Source organism: Methylocapsa sp. S129, assembly GCF_009765995.1.
Classification (GTDB): domain Bacteria; phylum Pseudomonadota; class Alphaproteobacteria; order Rhizobiales; family Beijerinckiaceae; genus Roseiarcus.
Genome location: NZ_LMUI01000013.1, coordinates 123739 through 140242, shown reverse-complemented (window position 1 = coordinate 140242; position 16504 = coordinate 123739). Strand labels below are relative to the sequence as shown.

General features: G+C 64.4%; 17 protein-coding genes. 6 read left to right on the top strand and 11 right to left on the bottom strand.

What is annotated here, in order from left to right; all coding sequences use genetic code 11:
- Positions 1–144: 144 nt before the first annotated feature.
- A complete protein-coding gene (locus GSQ90_RS08810; RefSeq protein WP_158814448.1) occupies positions 145–735 on the top strand; it encodes a sterol desaturase family protein in 591 nt (196 codons plus the stop codon).
- Positions 736–908: 173 nt separating this feature from the next.
- On the opposite strand, the gene rlmN is transcribed toward GSQ90_RS08810, so the two are convergent.
- Entirely contained in the window at positions 909–2120 is a 1212-nt protein-coding gene (gene rlmN / locus GSQ90_RS08805) for a 23S rRNA (adenine(2503)-C(2))-methyltransferase RlmN (protein WP_158814447.1), read from the bottom strand.
- A gap of 233 nt (positions 2121–2353) precedes the next feature.
- Here rlmN and GSQ90_RS08800 point away from each other — a divergent pair, with 233 nt between their 5' ends.
- The 3 genes from GSQ90_RS08800 (at position 2354) to GSQ90_RS08790 (ending at position 6115) form a co-directional block, all read left to right on the top strand.
- The gene (locus GSQ90_RS08800) at positions 2354–2809 is read left to right on the top strand and encodes a (2Fe-2S)-binding protein (RefSeq protein ID WP_158814446.1); all 456 of its coding nucleotides are present in this window, start codon (positions 2354–2356) and stop codon (positions 2807–2809) included.
- A gap of 11 nt (positions 2810–2820) precedes the next feature.
- Complete coding sequence (locus GSQ90_RS08795) at positions 2821–4992, top strand: xanthine dehydrogenase family protein molybdopterin-binding subunit (protein WP_158814445.1); 2172 nt, start codon at positions 2821–2823, stop codon at positions 4990–4992.
- Positions 4993–5209: 217 nt separating this feature from the next.
- Positions 5210–6115, top strand: a complete 906-nt coding sequence (locus tag GSQ90_RS08790) for a DMT family transporter (protein WP_158814444.1) — start codon at positions 5210–5212, stop codon at positions 6113–6115.
- Positions 6116–6166: 51 nt separating this feature from the next.
- Here the strand turns inward: GSQ90_RS08790 and rpmF are convergent, their stop codons facing one another.
- The 6 genes from rpmF to GSQ90_RS08760 form a co-directional block, all read right to left on the bottom strand.
- Entirely contained in the window at positions 6167–6358 is a 192-nt protein-coding gene (gene rpmF, locus GSQ90_RS08785; RefSeq protein WP_158814443.1) for a 50S ribosomal protein L32, read from the bottom strand.
- Between the two features lie 106 nt (positions 6359–6464).
- On the bottom strand, positions 6465–7631 hold the full coding sequence (locus GSQ90_RS08780; protein WP_158814442.1) for an acyl-CoA dehydrogenase family protein: 1167 nt from the start codon (positions 7629–7631) through the stop codon (positions 6465–6467).
- Complete coding sequence (locus GSQ90_RS08775) at positions 7628–8059, bottom strand: very short patch repair endonuclease (RefSeq protein ID WP_158814441.1); 432 nt, start codon at positions 8057–8059, stop codon at positions 7628–7630. The genes GSQ90_RS08780 and GSQ90_RS08775 overlap by 4 nt, the downstream gene beginning before the upstream one ends.
- 228 nt (positions 8060–8287) lie before the next feature.
- Positions 8288–8869 (bottom strand): GIY-YIG nuclease family protein, encoded by a 582-nt coding sequence (locus tag GSQ90_RS08770; RefSeq protein ID WP_158814440.1) that lies wholly within the window; start codon positions 8867–8869, stop codon positions 8288–8290.
- Between the two features lie 3 nt (positions 8870–8872).
- Positions 8873–10048, bottom strand: a complete 1176-nt coding sequence (locus GSQ90_RS08765; protein WP_158814439.1) for a DNA cytosine methyltransferase — start codon at positions 10046–10048, stop codon at positions 8873–8875.
- A gap of 157 nt (positions 10049–10205) precedes the next feature.
- Positions 10206–10355: a hypothetical protein gene (locus GSQ90_RS08760; RefSeq protein ID WP_158814438.1), complete on the bottom strand. Its 150-nt coding sequence runs from the start codon at positions 10353–10355 to the stop codon at positions 10206–10208.
- Positions 10356–10459: 104 nt separating this feature from the next.
- Here GSQ90_RS08760 and GSQ90_RS08755 point away from each other — a divergent pair, with 104 nt between their 5' ends.
- Complete coding sequence (locus GSQ90_RS08755) at positions 10460–11467, top strand: glucokinase (RefSeq protein ID WP_158814437.1); 1008 nt, start codon at positions 10460–10462, stop codon at positions 11465–11467.
- Between the two features lie 17 nt (positions 11468–11484).
- On the opposite strand, the gene GSQ90_RS08750 is transcribed toward GSQ90_RS08755, so the two are convergent.
- The gene (locus GSQ90_RS08750) at positions 11485–11910 is read right to left on the bottom strand and encodes a nuclear transport factor 2 family protein (RefSeq protein WP_246731487.1); all 426 of its coding nucleotides are present in this window, start codon (positions 11908–11910) and stop codon (positions 11485–11487) included.
- Positions 11907–12458, bottom strand: a complete 552-nt coding sequence (locus tag GSQ90_RS08745; RefSeq protein ID WP_158814436.1) for a methylated-DNA--[protein]-cysteine S-methyltransferase — start codon at positions 12456–12458, stop codon at positions 11907–11909. The genes GSQ90_RS08750 and GSQ90_RS08745 overlap by 4 nt, the downstream gene beginning before the upstream one ends.
- Positions 12459–12607: 149 nt before the next feature.
- On the opposite strand from GSQ90_RS08745, the gene GSQ90_RS32815 reads away from it, so the two are divergent.
- Positions 12608–14056: an AlkA N-terminal domain-containing protein gene (locus tag GSQ90_RS32815; protein WP_158814435.1), complete on the top strand. Its 1449-nt coding sequence runs from the start codon at positions 12608–12610 to the stop codon at positions 14054–14056.
- An 80-nt stretch (positions 14057–14136) separates the two neighbouring features.
- Here the strand turns inward: GSQ90_RS32815 and GSQ90_RS08735 are convergent, their stop codons facing one another.
- The gene (locus tag GSQ90_RS08735; RefSeq protein ID WP_158814434.1) at positions 14137–14658 is read right to left on the bottom strand and encodes a DUF1003 domain-containing protein; all 522 of its coding nucleotides are present in this window, start codon (positions 14656–14658) and stop codon (positions 14137–14139) included.
- 105 nt (positions 14659–14763) lie between these two features.
- Positions 14764–16422, bottom strand: coding sequence for an FAD-binding dehydrogenase (locus GSQ90_RS08730; RefSeq protein ID WP_158814433.1), 1659 nt, complete (start codon positions 16420–16422; stop codon positions 14764–14766).
- Positions 16423–16504 lie beyond the last annotated feature (82 nt).

Genomic DNA, 16504 nt, shown 5'->3' with positions numbered 1-16504 from the left:
GGCGCCGTGGAATCGCAAGTCGCACAACTATCCCGGCGCAAGGCGCCGCCTCGATTGTTTGACTTGACCGTCGCATCGCCCAATGATGATCGCGGCGAGGCGGCCCATGCAAAGCGCTTCCCGCCGTCTCGGGGAAACGCGGTCATGCTGCTCAATTTCTTCAAACACGGCAGCAACGCCTTACTGGCTCTGGGTATCTTGGCGATCCCGCTCTGGGCTTTGTTGGGCGGCCCGCATCTGTCGCCCCTATGGATCGTCGTCGGCGCGCTGCTGTTTTATCTCAGCGAGTATTCCTGGCACCGTTTCGCCTTTCATGCGCCGCCTGCGCCGTGGGGCTGGATGCGGCGCCTGCAGCATCGTCTGCATTACGATCATCATGCCGAACCGAACCGGCTCGATCTGCTGTTCCTGCCGTTCTGGTTTCTTGGCCCCAACCTCGTCATCACCGCCGCGCTGGTTTACGCGATCCTGGGCGTCGCAGCCGTCGCGCCGGTCATGCTTGGCGTGATGCTGGCGATCTTCCATTACGAATGGGTGCACTACGTCGCCCACATCCCGTACCAGCCGCGCACCCGCTTTGGCCGCTGGATGAAGCAATATCATCTGCGCCATCATTTCATCAGCGAGAAGCTATGGTTCGGCGTCAGCAATCCCTCGCTCGACCTGGTTTATCGGACCTGGCGCGAGCCCAAGGGCGTCGAGAAAAGCGCGACGGTGCGCAAGCTTTATTCCTAACCGTCATTGCGAGCGGAGCGAAGCAACCCAGGTGTCGTGACCGTTGCTCGCGAGCGTCGCAACGTTACGTGGTGCTATTCATGGCTCGCGAAGCAAACAATGCGGCCAAATCCGTTGACGTCACGACCTCTGGATTGCTTCGCTCCGCTCGCAATGACGATTGAGCGATTCCCTCACTCCAGCCCGACCGCCAGACTCTCCTCCAGCATCATCCGCGCCCTGGCGCGCAGCTTCTCGGTCTCGCTCTTGAGTTGACCGCAGGCCGCCAGAATATCGCGCCCGCGCGGCGTGCGCACCGGGCTGGCGTAGCCGGCGTTGAAGACGATGTCGGAGAAGCGCTCGATCGTCTCCCAGTCCGAACATTCATAGACCGTGCCCGGCCAGGGATTGAACGGGATGAGATTGATCTTGGCCGGCAGGCCTTTGAGCAGGCGCACCAGCGCGCGCGCCTCGGCGGGCGTGTCATTCACGCCTTTCAGCATCACGTATTCGAAGGTGATGCGCCGCGCGTTCGAGGCGCCGGGATAGGCGCGGCAGGCCGCGAGCAAATCGTGGATCGGATATTTCTTGTTGAGCGGCACCAAAGTGTCGCGCAGATCGTCATTCGTCGCATGCAATGAAATGGCGAGCATCGTGCCGCATTCCCGGCCCAAAGCCTCAAGCTGCGGAACCACGCCGGAGGTCGAGACCGTGATGCGGCGCTTGGACAGCGAAAGCCCCTCGCCATCGGTCAGGACGCCGATCGCGTCGCGCACGCAATCGAAATTATAGAGCGGCTCGCCCATCCCCATGAACACGACATTGGACACCGCCCGCACGCCCTCGCCGGACGGCACGATGCCGTCGGTCGGCGCGACGCCGCCCGGGAAATCGCCGAGGCGATCGCGCGCCACCATCACCTGCGCGACGATCTCGGCCGTCGTCAGATTGCGCACGAGTTTTTGCGTGCCGGTGTGGCAGAAAGTGCAGTTCAGCGTGCAGCCGACTTGCGAGGAGACGCAAAGCGTGCCGCGATCGGCCTCCGGGATATAGACGCATTCGATCTCCGCGCCTTTGTCGAACGGCCCGGTCGGCTTCATCTTGATGAGCCATTTGCGCGTGCCGTCGCTGGAGACCTGCTCGGCGGCGATCGCCGGGCGCTCCAGCGTGAAACGCTCCGCCAGCAGAATGCGCATCGGCTTGGCGACATTGAGCATGTCGTTGAAATCGCGAACGCCGCGGAAATAAATCCAGTGCCAAAGCTGCGCGGCGCGCATCTTCACCTCGCGCGCGGGCAGGCCGAGCGTGCGCAAAGCGTCGCCAAGCTCCGTGCGCGTTGCGCCAGCGAGAGAGGGCTTGATCGGGGCCAGCGCAGAGGGCGCGGCGAGAGGCAGGGCGGCGTTCATGGCGCGTTCTAGCACGAGGAGTGCGGCGGGAAAAAGGGTGTCAATATCGCTCTTGCCGGCGGTCCGCGTCGCCTCGCGCTCTCCATTTCGTGAACGCCTCGCCGCCGGCCGATCGTTAGTTCCGCCTTAATCTCCCTCCAGCCTTGAAACTCTGGCGTTTCGCCAGCGTTGCAACCTCAGCGGTTTGCCCGCGCCGCCGGCGCGAGCGGCGCAAAACCCTGGAGCGCGATCGCATGCTCTCTCTTTCCATCAATGGCCAGGCTCATGAGCTCGATATCGAGCCGGAGACGCCGGTGCTTTGGGTGCTTCGCGATGAGATCGGCCTGACCGGCACGAAATTTGGTTGCGGCATCGCCCAATGCGGCGCCTGCACGATCCATGTCGATGGCGTCGCGACGCGCTCCTGCCAGTTTTCCGCCGGCGACGCGGTCGGCAAGAGGATCCTCACGATCGAAGGCCTCGGCGCTGCGCATTTGCACGCCGTGCAGACGGCCTGGATCGAGAACGACGTGCCGCAATGCGGCTATTGCCAGTCCGGCCAGATCATGGCCGCGGCGAGCCTGCTGGCGCAAAATCCATCGCCGTCGGACGCCGATATCGACGCCGAGATCACCAATATCTGCCGCTGTGGAACCTATCCGCGCATCCGCGCTGCGATCCATCGCGCCGCCGCGCTGGCCAAGCTTTAGAGGGCGCCGCCATGAACGCCATTGTCTCGCGCCGTTCGTTCATCGCCGCCAGCCTCTCGGCCGCCGGCGGCCTTGTCGTGATGGTCGCCATCCCGCGCTTCGCCTCGGCGGTACCGCTCGGCCCCGAACCCTGGGGGCCCGAAGAACTCACGACCGCGAACGAGGTCAACGCCTTTGTTGTTGTCGAGCCCGACGGGACGATCCTGCTGCGGATCGCCAAATCGGAGATGGGCCAGGGGGTCATGACTTCGCTGGCGATGATTGTTGCGGAAGAACTTGAATGCGATTTTGCGAAGGTCAAAGTCGAATATGCTTCCGCCACCCGCAATTTTATGGATGGCGGCGTCTACGGAGACATGCAGACGGGCGGCTCCTCTTCGGTGCGCCGCTCGCGCGTGTCTCTGCAACAGGCCGGCGCTTCGGCGCGGGCGCGGCTCATCAGCGCCGCCGCGACGCGCTGGGGCGTCGCGCCCATTGCCTGCGTCGCGCGCGGCGGGAGCGTCTTTCATGAGGCGTCAGGCCGCTCAGCGGTCTATGGGCAGCTTGTCGGCGACGCGGCCAATGTCTCCTTGCGCGAGGAGCCGGCGATCAAGACGCCCGAGCAGTTCAGGCTGATCGGTCAGCGCCAGGCGCGGCTCGACACGCCGGTCAAAGTCACCGGCGCCGCCAAATTCGGCATCGATACGCGCCTGCCCGGCATGGTCTATGCCGCCGTCGCCAATTGCCCGGTGTTCGGCGGCAAGGCGAAGAGCTACGACGAGGCGGCGATCAAGAACAAGCGCGGCTTCATCGCCGTCGTGCCCGTTGAAAATGGGGTCGCGGTCGTCGCCGATCGGTTCTGGCGCGCCAAGGAAATGGTCGCCGCTTTGCCGATCGTCTGGGACGAAGGCGCAGCCGCCGCGACCGACAGCGAAAAGTTTCGCGCCGACTATCGCGCCGCGCTCGACGGCCCTTTGACCAACGCCGCCAAACGCGGCGACGCGAAGAGCGCGCTCGCCGCTTCGCCCAAAATCGTCGAGGCGCTGTACGAAGTCCCCCATCTCGCCCATGCGCCGATGGAGCCGCTGAATGCGACGGTTCATTGGCGTCCCGACCGGATCGACGCCTGGATCGGCACGCAATCGGCGGACGCCGCTTTGAAACTGGCGGCGGAAGTCGGCGGCGTCGATCCGCGCAATGTATTCATTCACAATTGCTATCTTGGCGGCGGTTTCGGCCGGCGCGCGGTCAATGACGAATTGCGCCAGGCGGTCCAGGTCTCAAAGGCGATCGCCAAACCGGTCAAGCTGGTGTGGACGCGCGAACAGGACATCCAGCATGACCGTTATCGCCCGCAGGCCGCCCTGCGGCTGAAGGCCGGCCTCGGCGCCGACGGCATGCCGACGGCTTTCGATTTTCGCACGGCGGTCGGCTCGATCACGCGCTCGCTAGGCTGGGGCGCGGCGAGCAGCGGCGTCGAGCCGAGCGCGGTGGAGGGCCTGTCCAATGTTCCCTATCTCGCCAGCGCGCTGAATGTCGATTGCCTGCTCAAGAACACGCATGTGCCTGTGATGTTCTGGCGCTCGGTCGGCTCGTCGCAGAACGCCTTTGCGGTCGAGAGTTTTATCGACGAACTCGCCCATGCCGCCGGCAAGGACCCGCTCGACTATCGCCGCGCTTTGCTCGCCGGCAAGCCGGATTTTCTCGCCGTGCTCGACAAGCTCGCCGACAAGGGCGAATGGGGCAAGGCGCTCCCGGTGGGCTCCGCACGCGGGCTCGCCATCCATGAGAGCTTTGGCACGATCGTCGGCGAGATCGCTGAGGTCGCGGTGAGCAAGAGCGGCGAAGTGAGGGTCGAGCGCGTCGTCGCCTGCGTCGATTGCGGCCATGTCGTTAATCCGCTCAATGTCGAGATGCAGATCGAGAGCGCCGTGCTCTACGGCCTGACTGCGGCCCTGTTTGGCGAGATCACGATCAAGAAGGGCGCGGTCGAGCAAGGCAATTTCGACGATTATCAGATCGCCCGCATGGCCGACGCGCCGACCATCGAAACGCATTTCGCGCTGTCGGGCGGCGGCAAATGGGGCGGCATTGGCGAGCCCGGCACGCCGCCGATCGCCCCCGCCATCGCCAATGCGATTTTCACGATCACTGGCAAACGCATCCGGTCGCTGCCCCTGAAGAACGCGGCGCTCGGGGCGTAGACGCGGCGTGGAGGACCCCCTTCTCCCGAGAATCGGGAGAAGGTGGCCGGCGGAGCCGGCCGGATGAGGGCCTCACGGCGTGAAGGCCCTTTTTCTGCGGCGCCCAGCTTCGAACCCCTCATCCGACCTCGCTTCGCGAGGCCACCTTCTCCCGATTCTCGGGAGAAGGACCACGGCCGCTTTCTTTTCGCCCGCGCCCCTGCTAGCAGCCGCGTCCATGACTGACGCATCGCTCGCCTCTCCACAAACCTCGCCCGCCGCCACCCTCATCGGTTGCCTCGCGATCCTGCTTTGGTCGGCGCTTGCCCTGCTGACAGCCGCGTCGGGCGAGGCGCCGCCGTTTGAACTGGCGGCGCTGACTTTCGCGATCGGCGGCGGCTTTGGCCTCGTCTATGCCGCCGCGCGCGGACGCCTCGGCGCCTTCCTCCAGCCCTGGCCCGTTTGGCTGGTCGGCATCGGCGGGCTGTTTGGCTATCACGCGCTTTACTTTGCGGCGTTGCGCCGCGCGCCGCCGGCCGAGGCGAGCCTGATCGCCTATCTCTGGCCGCTGCTGATCGTCCTGTTCTCGGCGCTGCTGCCGGGCGAGCGCTTGAGCCTGCGCCATATCCTGGGCGCCGTGCTCGGATTGGCCGGCGCCGCCGTTCTGTTTGCAGGCAAGGCGGGCGGAGGATTGTTCGTCAACGCCGGCGGCGCGACGCTGGCTGGCTATGGCCTGGCGCTTTGCTGCGCTTTCGTCTGGTCCGCCTATTCGCTGCTGTCGCGCCGCCTCAAGGCGGCGCCGACCGAGGCGGTCGCGGGCTTTTGCCTCGCGACGGCGGCGCTCGCCGCTCTGTGTCATTTCGCCTTCGAGACGACGATTATTCCCGCCAATGCGGGCCAGTGGCTGGCGATCGTCGGGCTCGGGCTGGGGCCGGTCGGCCTCGCCTTTTATGTCTGGGATTACGGCGTCAAGAACGGCGACATCCGCCTGCTCGGCGTTGCGGCCTATGCGGCGCCGGTGCTGTCGACGCTGATCCTGGTCGCCGCAGGCTTTGCGCCGGCGACGCCTTCGCTGGCGCTGGCCTGCGCGCTGATCGTCGCCGGAGCGGCGATCGCCTCATTCAAGCCGAAGGCGGCCCAATAAAAAGGCCGGCGCGAGGCCGGCCTTGATGGATGAGACCTTGAGCGAAAGCCCTCAGGCTTCGACGGCGGTCTTGGGCTTGAGAACCTGGCGGCCGCGATACATGCCGCTTTTCAGGTCGATATGATGGGGACGGCGCAATTCGCCCGAATCCTTGTCTTCGACATAGGTCGGGGCTTTCAGCGCATCGGCCGAGCGGCGCATATTGCGGCGCGAGGGCGAGGTTTTACGTTTCGGAACGGCCATAATGCTCTCCAAAGGGGGACCGGGGAGGCAAGCCCGCCACCGGGAAGCGCGCCTCCTACAACAAAACATCGGATAAGGCCAGCCCTTTCGCCGCCGCAAATCCCGCTCAAATCCCCATTTGTCGGCTGGCGAGCTCCTTCATGATCTCCTCGGTTCCTGCGCCGATCGCATTGACCTTCACTTCGCGATAGATGCGCTCGACCTTGGCGCCGCGCAAAAAGCCGGCGCCGCCGAATATCTGCACGCCCTCCGATGCGCAAAAGGCCATGGTCTGCGTCGCCTGGTTCTTGAGCATGCAGATTTCGGCGACTGGATTTTCGCCCTGCTCGACGCGCCAGGTGAGCAGTTCGAGCATGGCCTGCGTCGCCGCGACGCGCTGCGCCATATCGACCAGTTTATGCCGGATGACCTGATGATGCGACAGCGGCTTGCCGAAGGTCACGCGCTGTTTGGAATAGGCGATCGCCTCATCCAGGCAGACGCGCGAGAAAGCGTTGCAGAACGCCGAGCCGTTCAGGCGCTCATCGTTGAAATTGAGCATGATCGTCTTGAAGCCGCTGCTTTCTTCGCCGATGAGGTTGGCGGCGGGCACGCGGCAGTTGTCGAAATAGAGGGTCGCGGTGTCGGACGCCCACCAGCCCATTTTGGCGAGCGGCGTGCGCTGCAGGCCGGGCGTATTCCCCTCGATCAGCAGCAGGCTGATGCCGCCGGCGCCGGTTCCCCCCGTGCGCGCTGCGACGGTGAGGAAATCGGCGCGCATGCCCGAGGTGATGAAAGTCTTGGAGCCGTTGACGATATAATGATCGCCCTCGCGCCGGGCTGTCGTGCGCAAATTGGCGACATCCGAGCCGCCGCTCGGCTCGGTGATGGCGAGCGCGGCGATCTTTTGGCCCGACAGGATTTGCGGCAGCACGCGCGCCTTCATTTCCGGCGAGCCGCGCCGCAGAATGGGCGGCGCCGCGATGGCATGGCTGAACAGACCGGCGCAAACGCCTCCCGAGCCGGCGCGCGCGAGTTCTTGCATCGCAAGGATCGTCATGAAGCGATCGCCTTCGGACCCGCCATATTCCGAGGGATAGCCAAGGCCGAGATAACCGATCTCGCCGGCCTTCAAATAAAGATCGCGCGGAAATTCTCCGGCCTCGTCCCATTGCGTCGCATAGGGCTCGATCTCGCGGGCGACGAAGCGGCGGATGGAATGACGGAACGCCTCGTGCTCGGGGCCATAAAACGGGCTGCGTGGCGCCGTTTCGGCGTCGGCCTGTTCCTTCATCGCTGACCTCCTTCGCCGGCCTCCAGGGCATCCCGCAAACGGCGTTCGAGCGCCGGCTTGTCCTTCAGCGCGCATTCGAACACGACGAGCGTGCGCCAGCCGAGCGCCGCCAGTGCTTTGAGATGGGTCGCGTCGCGCGCGCGATTTCTGGCGATCTTGGCGCTCCAATAGGCGGCGTTGTCTTTTGGCGCACGGGCGCCGCGCTTGCAATCATGGCCGTGCCAGAAGCAGCCATGCATGAAAATGGCGAGGCGGCGCGGGCCATAGACGATATCGGGCTTGCCCGGCAGATCGGCTCGATGCAGCCGATAGCCCGGCTTTATGCTGCGCAGCATTGTGCGCAGCATAAGCTCGGGCGCCGTGTCGCGCGACTTGACGGCGCGCATGATCGCGGAGCGCTCCGCAGTGGGTTTGCCCGCGGCCCTCATGCGGGCGGGCCGCGCGTCGGTTCCCTTTTGGCTTCGCTTCGCGCCCTAGTTAGCGGAAGAAGCAAGTCGCTCAAGAAACGCCCGAACGGTGCCGCGACTCCGTCGCCGATGAGGATGGTTTCGAAAACCTTAGCCCGCAGCGCGGGCTCATAAACGTCAGATGTCATAAACAAGAGCGCCACTCAGGATTGTAACGTTATCAGGCTCACCTCCGAGTAGTTCCACGCTTTAGTCGTCGCCGCTATCGCCTTCTACCTCCCTGGCAAGGCCAAGTAGCTCTCGGTGGTACTTCTGGAGCCGTTGAAAGTGTGCTTGGATAGCGACCGCGATTTCCTTGGAGTTCTTCACTGCCAGAAAGTGGCCCACGATCTGGCGATAGTGCTCAGCTTGGCGTGGGAGGCGTAGCGCCGGGTCTTTCTTTTCCTTAATTTCAGCGTTCGCCATCACTTGAATTTTCTGAGTCGGCTCCGGTACTCTTGTCCTCCGTGGCGGTAGCTTCGGCACTTTGCCATTCATAAGAGCAGACCGAGCGTGGAACTCATGAAAAAGCGCGTCCTCGACGGCGCCTATATCCGCCCTGTTTCCGACAGGGTAAGCCCAGACCCAGGCGATCTCCCACACGTCGACTTGCCGGTTCGCGATGATGTCGCTCCTAGCTGATGTGAGATGTCGATTTACTCGGGCGCGGATACCATCGACAGACTGCCCGACATAGATAGGCACCTGATCGAGATCGCAAAGAACATAACAGCCGATTTCGTTTGTGAGCGTACGAACTGCCTTGCTTCGGAAGGCTAGGTCTATCGCCATTCCCTACTCCGCCGCGATTAATTCTTCTGCTCGATTTGTCGCCAACATCGGTTCTAGAACGCGCTCCGCGAGGTGCCGCACCACGGGCACGCAAACCCCGTCGCCACACACATGATAAGCTTCGTTGTAACGTGCAGGAAGCAAGTAGTCGTCATTCAACCCCATAAGCCGCGCTGCTTCGCGAGATGATAAGAGTCGCGAACGTATCGTCTTGCCTTCGACCACGAGAATGGTTTGGCGAGAAGAGCCGCCTGCTGGCGTGCGCAGGCATCCGGAGATATCGTCGAAGCGGACTTCCGCGCGCTGGCGCTTGATGCCTTTTTCATCGGGACGTGTGCGTCTGTAGATTGCGCCCACTATACGGCGCCCGGATTTTCTGGCGTTCGCAACCTTATCGCGGTTCAATGGCGACATCAGCCCGAGCAGGTACTTAGTTTCGGCGGCATTATGCCATTTCACGCTTGTCGGATTCTCTTCAATAAGGTCCGCGAAGACCATATTTCGGACGGCGGGCATCGGGACGTTCCACCAAACCCATTTTCTCTTCGCTTCGTCGGTCATTGCGGCATGCGCTCCGAGGAGCGACGCCGGATGCCAGCTCCGCTGCGGACCCTCGGTTGTGAGCCCTTCCGGGATCGTCTCACCCTTGCGGATAGCGATGAAGAATACGCGCGGGCGCGACTGCGGGACGAAATGAGCCGCGTTGATCACCACAGCTCCGAAACGGTAATCCGATCCCGAAAGGGCCGAAGCGATTGCGGCAAAGTCCTTGCCGCCGTGGGAGGTCAAGCAACCGTAGACATTCTCAAGAACGATGGCGCGTGGGGCGCGGCCGTCTTGAACGAGGCCACGCATCAGCTTCCAGAACGGCCAAAACGTTCCGGACCGCGTCTTGGCGTCGTCGCGCTCGCGACCGAGGCCTCGATAGTCGCCAGCGAGCGAAAGATCTTGGCAGGGAAATGACGCCCATGAAAGGTCGACGGTCTTGGCTGGCAGGTCGGCTAGCGTAAGCTTGGCGACATCGCCGTGCTTAATGTCCCCGCAACCCCAATTGGCCTCGTAGGTCGATACTTTCATCTCGTCGAAGTCGTTGGCGAACAGGCAGCGCCATGAAACACCGAGCCCGGCGCGCGCCATACCGCCGCCAGCAAAAAATTCGCAAAATGTAAATTGGGCCATGTCGACGACCGTCTCCCGATCCGAGACTAGAGTGAGCGGCTAACTTTCGAAACTGCCCTTCTCCGAGTTCGTAGGATTGGTGTGACTCTTCTGTGGATGGCGTACGACGGCAACAAACAGTCGATCGGCAAATCGACTCAGTGAGCGCCGAACAGGTTCACTCTTCGTTCTTTACAGGCGGTAAATTGGATAAGCAATCGTCTTCGCCGATATTCCATTCGAGTTGCACCGATGCGCGAGTTGAATGGTTCGCTCGGCGCGCCATGCCGCCGCCGCAGAAGAATTCGTAGAAACCTAGCTTGTCCATCGCGCGCGATTCGCCTCCTGGCGCGAGCGTAAATCATTTTGCGTCCGACAGCGCGCGCCAGCCGGCATCTTGACGCCGGCCCCTCCTTTCCTGTGAATGGCGCCATGAGCGCGATATCCTTTCCCTTTCCCATCTTCGTCTGCGATACCGGCGGCACCAATGTGCGCTTCGCCCTGAAGAGCGCGCCCGATTCGCCTCCGGGCGAGGCGGTCCATTTGAAGACTCACGAATATCCAGGGCTTGGCGAAGCGATCGAGGCGGCGGCGGCCAAGCTCGGCGCCCGGCCGCGTTCGGTCATCGCCTGCGGGGCCGGGCCGGTCGATGGGCGCACGCTCAAGCTCACCAACGCGCCATGGCTGATGGACGGGCCGAAGGTCGCCAAGGCGGTCGGCCTCGACCAGGGGCTGCTGCTCAATGATTTCGAGGCGCAGGCTTTGTCGCTGCCGACCATTCCCGATCAATGGGCGCGGCTGATCGGGCCGGCGCGCTTTTCTCCCGGCAGCGGTCCACAGGTCATTCTGGGGCCCGGCACTGGCCTTGGCGTCGGCGCCCTTGTCGAAGCGGCGGGGCGCCATACGCCGCTGGCTTCTGAGGCCTGCCATACTGATTTCGGGCCAATCGACGACGAGGAGGCGGCGATCTGGCCGCATCTGGAGCGCGTGTATGGCCGCGTCACCACCGAAAGCGTGATGGCCGGTCCCGGGCTCGTGCGGCTGCATGCGGCGCGGCTGGCGTCTCTGTGCAAGCCGGCCGAAGGGCTGGATGGGGCGGCGATCGTCGATCGCGCGCATCAGAATCGCGCGGGCGACGAGGCGGCGACGGTCGCTCTCTACTGGCGGCTCATCGCCCGGTTTGCCGGCGACATGGGCGTGACCTTCGTCGCGACGGGCGGCGTCACGCTGTCCGGCGGCGTGTTGCCGCGCATTCTCGATCTTCTCGACGAGAAGGCGTTTCGCGCCGCCTTCGAGGCCAAGGCCCCGGTCGACGCGATGGCGCGCCGCATTCCGACGCGGCTGGTGACCCATGCCGACGCTGTGCTGGTCGGCATGGCCGCCATCGCCGCCAAGCCGGAGCTTTATGCGATCGATTATTCCGGCCGGTGCTGGAAGTAAGATCGTCGGATCAGGCTCTACGCCGCCGCGAAGATCATCCGGTGGCCCTTGGCCGTGTCCATATACTCGCGCACGCGCCGAATCCGGCCGTCCTCCAGTTCAAGGACAAAGCAATAATCGTTGTCGTAAGGCGCGCCGTTCGACAATGTCGCCTGCAAACGCTGCTCGACCACGACGACATTGCCGTCGCCGTAAAAGCCCGCGAAATCGACCTTGACGTCGCGACTGAACAATTTGCCAAAATCGACTGCGATGAAGTGAACGATCTTCGCCTTGCCCATCATGTGATGGGTTGCATTGAGCGCGATCGCCGTCGCGTTCCCTGGCGGGGCGAACCATTGGGCGTCTTCGGTGAACATGGCTGCGATCTCAGCGGGATCGCGGCTGGCGAACGCCTTCCATGTCGCCATCACCGCGCGTTTGTTGTCTTCGGCGTTCATCATGCGGTCTCCTGTTGAACCGACTGCAAAACCGGCGCGGCGCCGCTCTCGTGCGCCAGCAGCCAGCGTTTGCGGTGGATGCCGCCGCCAAAGCCGGTCAGTGACGCGTCGGCGCCAATCACCCGGTGACAGGGAACGAAGATCGCGATCGGATTGGCGCCATTGGCGAGGCCGACGGCGCGCATCGCCTTGGGCCGGTCAAGCCGCGCCGCCAGAGCGCCATAGCTGAGGGTGGCTCCCGCCGGGATCTGCCGCAGCGCGGCCCAGACCGCGCTCTGGAATTCCGTTCCGTTTGTTGCGACCGGCGTCTGGGCGACGGCGCCCCAATCGCCCTCGAAATAGGCGTCGAGCGCGCGTCTGGCCGTCGAGACGTTTTGCGCCTTATCGAGCGCGATCGCGTTCTCGCCATAGCGGCGCCGGAACAACCGCCACATCCGATCTTCGTGATCCTCCCAGTCCACGGCGCGCAGGCGATGCTGGTCATCGGTGACGATCAGCATGACGCCGGTCGGCGTGCTCGCGCGTTCGAGATGGAAGGTTTGGACAGACATGGCGATCTCCGGCAAACGACGCCGTGACCATCGCCCGGGCGGCTGTCGGCGTCTGGCGGTTTTCGGACACCGTCATCCCGCCACGTCGCGGAAATGACCATGTCCGAAAACCGCTAGACGGGGGCGGCCTTTCACAACATATCTAACGCATGGATCTCGATCACGACGCCTGCTACCGCGCGATCAGCCAGCGCGACGCCCGTTTCGACGGGCGCTTGTTCATCGGCGTGAAGACGACGGGCATTTACTGTCGGCCCGTCTGCCCGGCGCGCACGCCGCGCGCGCAGAATGTGAACTTCTATCCCACCGCGGCGGCGGCGCAGGAGGCCGGGTTCCGCCCGTGCCTGCGGTGCCGGCCGGAGACGGCGCCGGATCTTGGCGCCTGGCGAGGAACATCCAATACCGTGTCCCGCGCTCTCGCCCTGATTGAACTGGGGGCGCTGGATGCGGCGGATGTCGATGCCTTGGCCAATCGGCTCGGGGTCGGGGAGCGGCAGTTGCGCCGCCTGTTCCGCCAGCATCTCGGCGCTTCGCCCGTCGCCGTCGCGCAGACCCGCCGCGTTCTCCTGGCCAAACAATTGATCCACGAAACACGTCTGCCGATGACTGAAGTCGCTTTTGCTTCGGGCTTTGGCAGCGTCCGCAGGTTCAATGAGACTTTCCAGACGTTGTTCAGCCGGCCGCCAGGCGCCTTGCGGCGCGCGAACCAGCCGGAGATTTCGGCGGGAGCGCGGGGCGACGTCAGCCTGTTGCTGCGCTATCAGCCGCCCTATGATTGGCCGGCCATGCTGGACTTTCTGCGGCTGCGCGCCATTCCGGGCGTCGAAACCGTCGCCGACGACAGCTATTCGCGAACCATCGAACTCGACGGCGTGCAAGGGAGCGTCTCGGTGAGGCCCGGCGAGGGCCATGCGCTGCGCGCGACGATCCGCTTTCCCAAATTGTCGGCGCTGCCGGCGATCATCGCCCGGCTGCGGCGCGTGTTCGATCTGGCCGCCGACCCTGTCGCCATCGGCGCTCATCTTGTGCAAGATCCGGCGCTGGCGCCTTTGGTCGCAGCGCGGCCGGGGCTGCGCGCGCCGGGCGCGTGGGACGGGTTCGAACTCGCCGTGCGCGTGGTTCTGGAGCAGCGGAACACGATTCTCGCGGCGACCCCTCTCGCGGGGCGGCTCGCCGCCGCGCATGGCGAACCTCTGGCGGCGCCGGATCGCACGCTCACGACGCTGTTCCCGCGGCCGGACGTCCTGGCGGCCGCGGATTTGGCGGTCCTCGATATTTCCAAAGACGCGGCGGCGACGATCGCCGCCATCGCCGCCGCCATTGCGGCCGATCCCCATCTGTTTGGCGCGCATCGCGGGTTGGACGAGACCGCGCAGCGGCTGCGGTCCGTCCGCGGCATGGATGAATCCACGGCGCAATATATTGCCGCGCGTCTGCTGCGCGAGCCCGACGCGTTTTCCGCAGCCGAGGTCAGTCTTGCGCCTGCGCTGATCGATGCCGAAGGTCGACGGCCGCTTGCTGGCGAACTCCTCGCGCGCGCCGAACTCTGGCGCCCATGGCGGGCCTATGCGGCGCAACATCTCTCGACCACGGCTTGATCCGGCCGAGGCGATTCCGAGCTTCTATCTTGTTCCTACGTTCGTTCGCCGCTCAAGTCTTGGGAGCGGCGCCGCATTCGTCAGGCCGGTTTGGCCTCCGCCTCGGCCGCCACCGCTTGCGGCAGCCGCGCTTCGAGACGGCGAATGACCTGGATCAGTTCGGAGACTTCGGTTTCGCGCAGGAGATCGAGCTTTTGATGCAGCAGCTCGATTTCGAGTTCGGCCTTGGCGTTGATGCCGTAGTCGGTCTGGGCGGCGGCGCGATCGATCGCCGCCTGGCGGTTCTGGCTCATCATGATGAAAGGCGCGGCATAGGCCGCTTGAAACGACAGTGCGAGATTGAGCAGGATGAAGGGATAGGGATCCCATTGCTCGACATAAGCGGTGACGTTGAGGACGATCCAGACCATCAGAATCGCGGTCTGGATGATGATGAACGGCCACGACCCCATCGTCGCCGCCACTTTATCGGCAACCTTGTCGCCCATCGAGAACTCGGGGGTGACCTTGTCGGTCTTGCTGCGGCGGGCAGAGCGCAACTGGGCGAGGAGCTTGATCTCCTGTTCGTGCAGGCGGTGCGTGATGTCGGCGATGGCGTTCATTTTAATGTCCCCGAGTCGTTTGGCCTCTATTGCGTCTATCTGTGCGACAGATTCATGAACGCGGATTGACGCGGCGTCGATTTGTTTTGTCAAGCATTGGGGGCGCTACGCCACCGTCTTCGCCGCCGCGCGTCCCGCCGTCCGGCCGGAGAACAGGCAGCCGCCCAGGAACGTCCCTTCCAGCGAGCGGTAGCCGTGCATGCCGCCGCCGCCAAAGCCGGCGGCTTCCCCGACAGCATAGAGGCCGGGGATGATCGCGCCTCCCGCGCCGAAAACGCGCGCGTCAAGATCGGTCTCCAGGCCGCCGAGCGTCTTGCGGGTCAGGATGTTGAGGCGCACCGCGATCAGCGGCCCATGAGCGGGATCGAGAATGGCGTGCGGCGGCGCGGTGCGGATCAGTTTGTCGCCGAGAAACCTCCGCGCATTATGAATGCCCATGATCTGGGCGTCCTTGGTGAAGGGATTGGCGATTTCCCGGTCGCGCGCGTCGACCGCGCGCTGGATGTCCTCCAGCTTGAGAAGATCGCCTCCCTCGAGCGCATTCATTGCAGCGACGAGATCGGGCAGATTGTCCTTCACGAGAAAATCGACGCCATGGCTCTTGAAGGCCTCGACCGGCGCCGTCGCCTTCTTGCCGATGGCGCGCCGCGCGACGAGGCGCCAATCGCGGCCTGTGATATCGGGGTTCTGCTCGGAGCCCGACAGCGAGAATTCCTTGCGCACGATGGTCTGGTTGGTGACGAACCACGAATAGTCGTAGCCGGTGCGCATGATGTGTTCGAGGGTGGCGAGCGTGTCGTAGCCGGGGAAGAGGGGCGGGGGCAGGCGCTCGCCTTTGGCGTCGAACCAGAGCGACGAAGGGCCGGGCAGGATGCGAATGCCATGCGCGGGCCAGATCGGCGCCCAATTGTGGACGCCCTCGACATAATGCCACATACGGTCGCGGTTGATGAGCCGGGCACCCGAATCTTGCACGATCCCGATCATGCGCCCGTCGACATGGGCGGGCACGCCGCAGACCATGCGTTGCGGCGCGGCGCCCAGCCGCGTTGGCCAGTTGGCGCGCACCAGATCGCGATTGCCGCCAATGCCGCCCGACGCGACGATCACCGCTTGCGCTTTCAGCGAGAAGTGGCCGACGACGTTGCGTGAACTACTCTCGCCGCGCGCGATGTCGCTCGCCTCCAGAATGGCGCCGCTCGCGCCGTCGACAGCGCCGTTGGTCGCATCGAGCGCATCGACGCGATGCCGGAAGCGGAACTCCAGGCGCCCGGCCTGCTCGGCTTCGCGCGCGCGCCGCACAAAAGGTTCGATGACGCCCGGCCCGGTGCCCCAGGTGAGGTGAAACCGCGGCACGGAATTGCCATGCGAAAGCGCGGTCCCGCCGCCCCGTTCCGCCCAGCCGACGATCGGAAAGAACCGATGGCCCATCGCGCGCAGCCATGATCTTTTCTCGCCCGCTGCGAAAGCGACATAAGCTTCCGCCCAGCGCCGCGGCCAATGATCCTCGTCGCGATCAAAGCCCGCCGATCCCTGCCAGTCCTGCCAGGCGAGATCGAACGAATCCTTAATGCGCAGGCGGCGCTGCTCGGGACTGTCGACCAGAAACAAGCCGCCGAGCGACCAGAAGGCCTGGCCGCCCAGACTCTGTTCCGGCTCCTGATCGAGGACGATGACGCGTTTGCCTGAATCGGCGATCTCGCAGGCGGCGACGAGGCCCGCCAGCCCGGCGCCGATCACGATGACGTCGGCGTCGAGACTCATGGCGACCCTCCCAAAATTGCACGCCAAAAGGATGGCGCGCTATGCTCGAAACGATCAGGGGCGATCCGCCACTTCGCTCGAC

What these genes read in the sequence shown, in the direction of transcription:
- GSQ90_RS08770 (WP_158814440.1), bottom strand. Translation starts at nt 8,869, where the DNA reads ATGGCGATAGACCTAGCCTTCCGAAGCAAGGCAGTTCGTACGCTCACA.
- GSQ90_RS08775 (WP_158814441.1), bottom strand. Translation starts at nt 8,059, where the DNA reads ATGAGGGCCGCGGGCAAACCCACTGCGGAGCGCTCCGCGATCATGCGC.
- GSQ90_RS08760 (WP_158814438.1), bottom strand. Translation starts at nt 10,355, where the DNA reads ATGGACAAGCTAGGTTTCTACGAATTCTTCTGCGGCGGCGGCATGGCG.
- GSQ90_RS08765 (WP_158814439.1), bottom strand. Translation starts at nt 10,048, where the DNA reads ATGGCCCAATTTACATTTTGCGAATTTTTTGCTGGCGGCGGTATGGCG.
- GSQ90_RS08810 (WP_158814448.1), top strand. Translation starts at nt 145, where the DNA reads ATGCTGCTCAATTTCTTCAAACACGGCAGCAACGCCTTACTGGCTCTG.
- GSQ90_RS08790 (WP_158814444.1), top strand. Translation starts at nt 5,210, where the DNA reads ATGACTGACGCATCGCTCGCCTCTCCACAAACCTCGCCCGCCGCCACC.
- GSQ90_RS08735 (WP_158814434.1), bottom strand. Translation starts at nt 14,658, where the DNA reads ATGAACGCCATCGCCGACATCACGCACCGCCTGCACGAACAGGAGATC.
- GSQ90_RS08800 (WP_158814446.1), top strand. Translation starts at nt 2,354, where the DNA reads ATGCTCTCTCTTTCCATCAATGGCCAGGCTCATGAGCTCGATATCGAG.
- rlmN (WP_158814447.1), bottom strand. Translation starts at nt 2,120, where the DNA reads ATGAACGCCGCCCTGCCTCTCGCCGCGCCCTCTGCGCTGGCCCCGATC.
- GSQ90_RS32815 (WP_158814435.1), top strand. Translation starts at nt 12,608, where the DNA reads ATGGATCTCGATCACGACGCCTGCTACCGCGCGATCAGCCAGCGCGAC.
- GSQ90_RS08795 (WP_158814445.1), top strand. Translation starts at nt 2,821, where the DNA reads ATGAACGCCATTGTCTCGCGCCGTTCGTTCATCGCCGCCAGCCTCTCG.
- GSQ90_RS08780 (WP_158814442.1), bottom strand. Translation starts at nt 7,631, where the DNA reads ATGAAGGAACAGGCCGACGCCGAAACGGCGCCACGCAGCCCGTTTTAT.
- GSQ90_RS08745 (WP_158814436.1), bottom strand. Translation starts at nt 12,458, where the DNA reads ATGTCTGTCCAAACCTTCCATCTCGAACGCGCGAGCACGCCGACCGGC.
- rpmF (WP_158814443.1), bottom strand. Translation starts at nt 6,358, where the DNA reads ATGGCCGTTCCGAAACGTAAAACCTCGCCCTCGCGCCGCAATATGCGC.
- GSQ90_RS08755 (WP_158814437.1), top strand. Translation starts at nt 10,460, where the DNA reads ATGAGCGCGATATCCTTTCCCTTTCCCATCTTCGTCTGCGATACCGGC.
- GSQ90_RS08730 (WP_158814433.1), bottom strand. Translation starts at nt 16,422, where the DNA reads ATGAGTCTCGACGCCGACGTCATCGTGATCGGCGCCGGGCTGGCGGGC.
- GSQ90_RS08750 (WP_246731487.1), bottom strand. Translation starts at nt 11,910, where the DNA reads ATGATGAACGCCGAAGACAACAAACGCGCGGTGATGGCGACATGGAAG.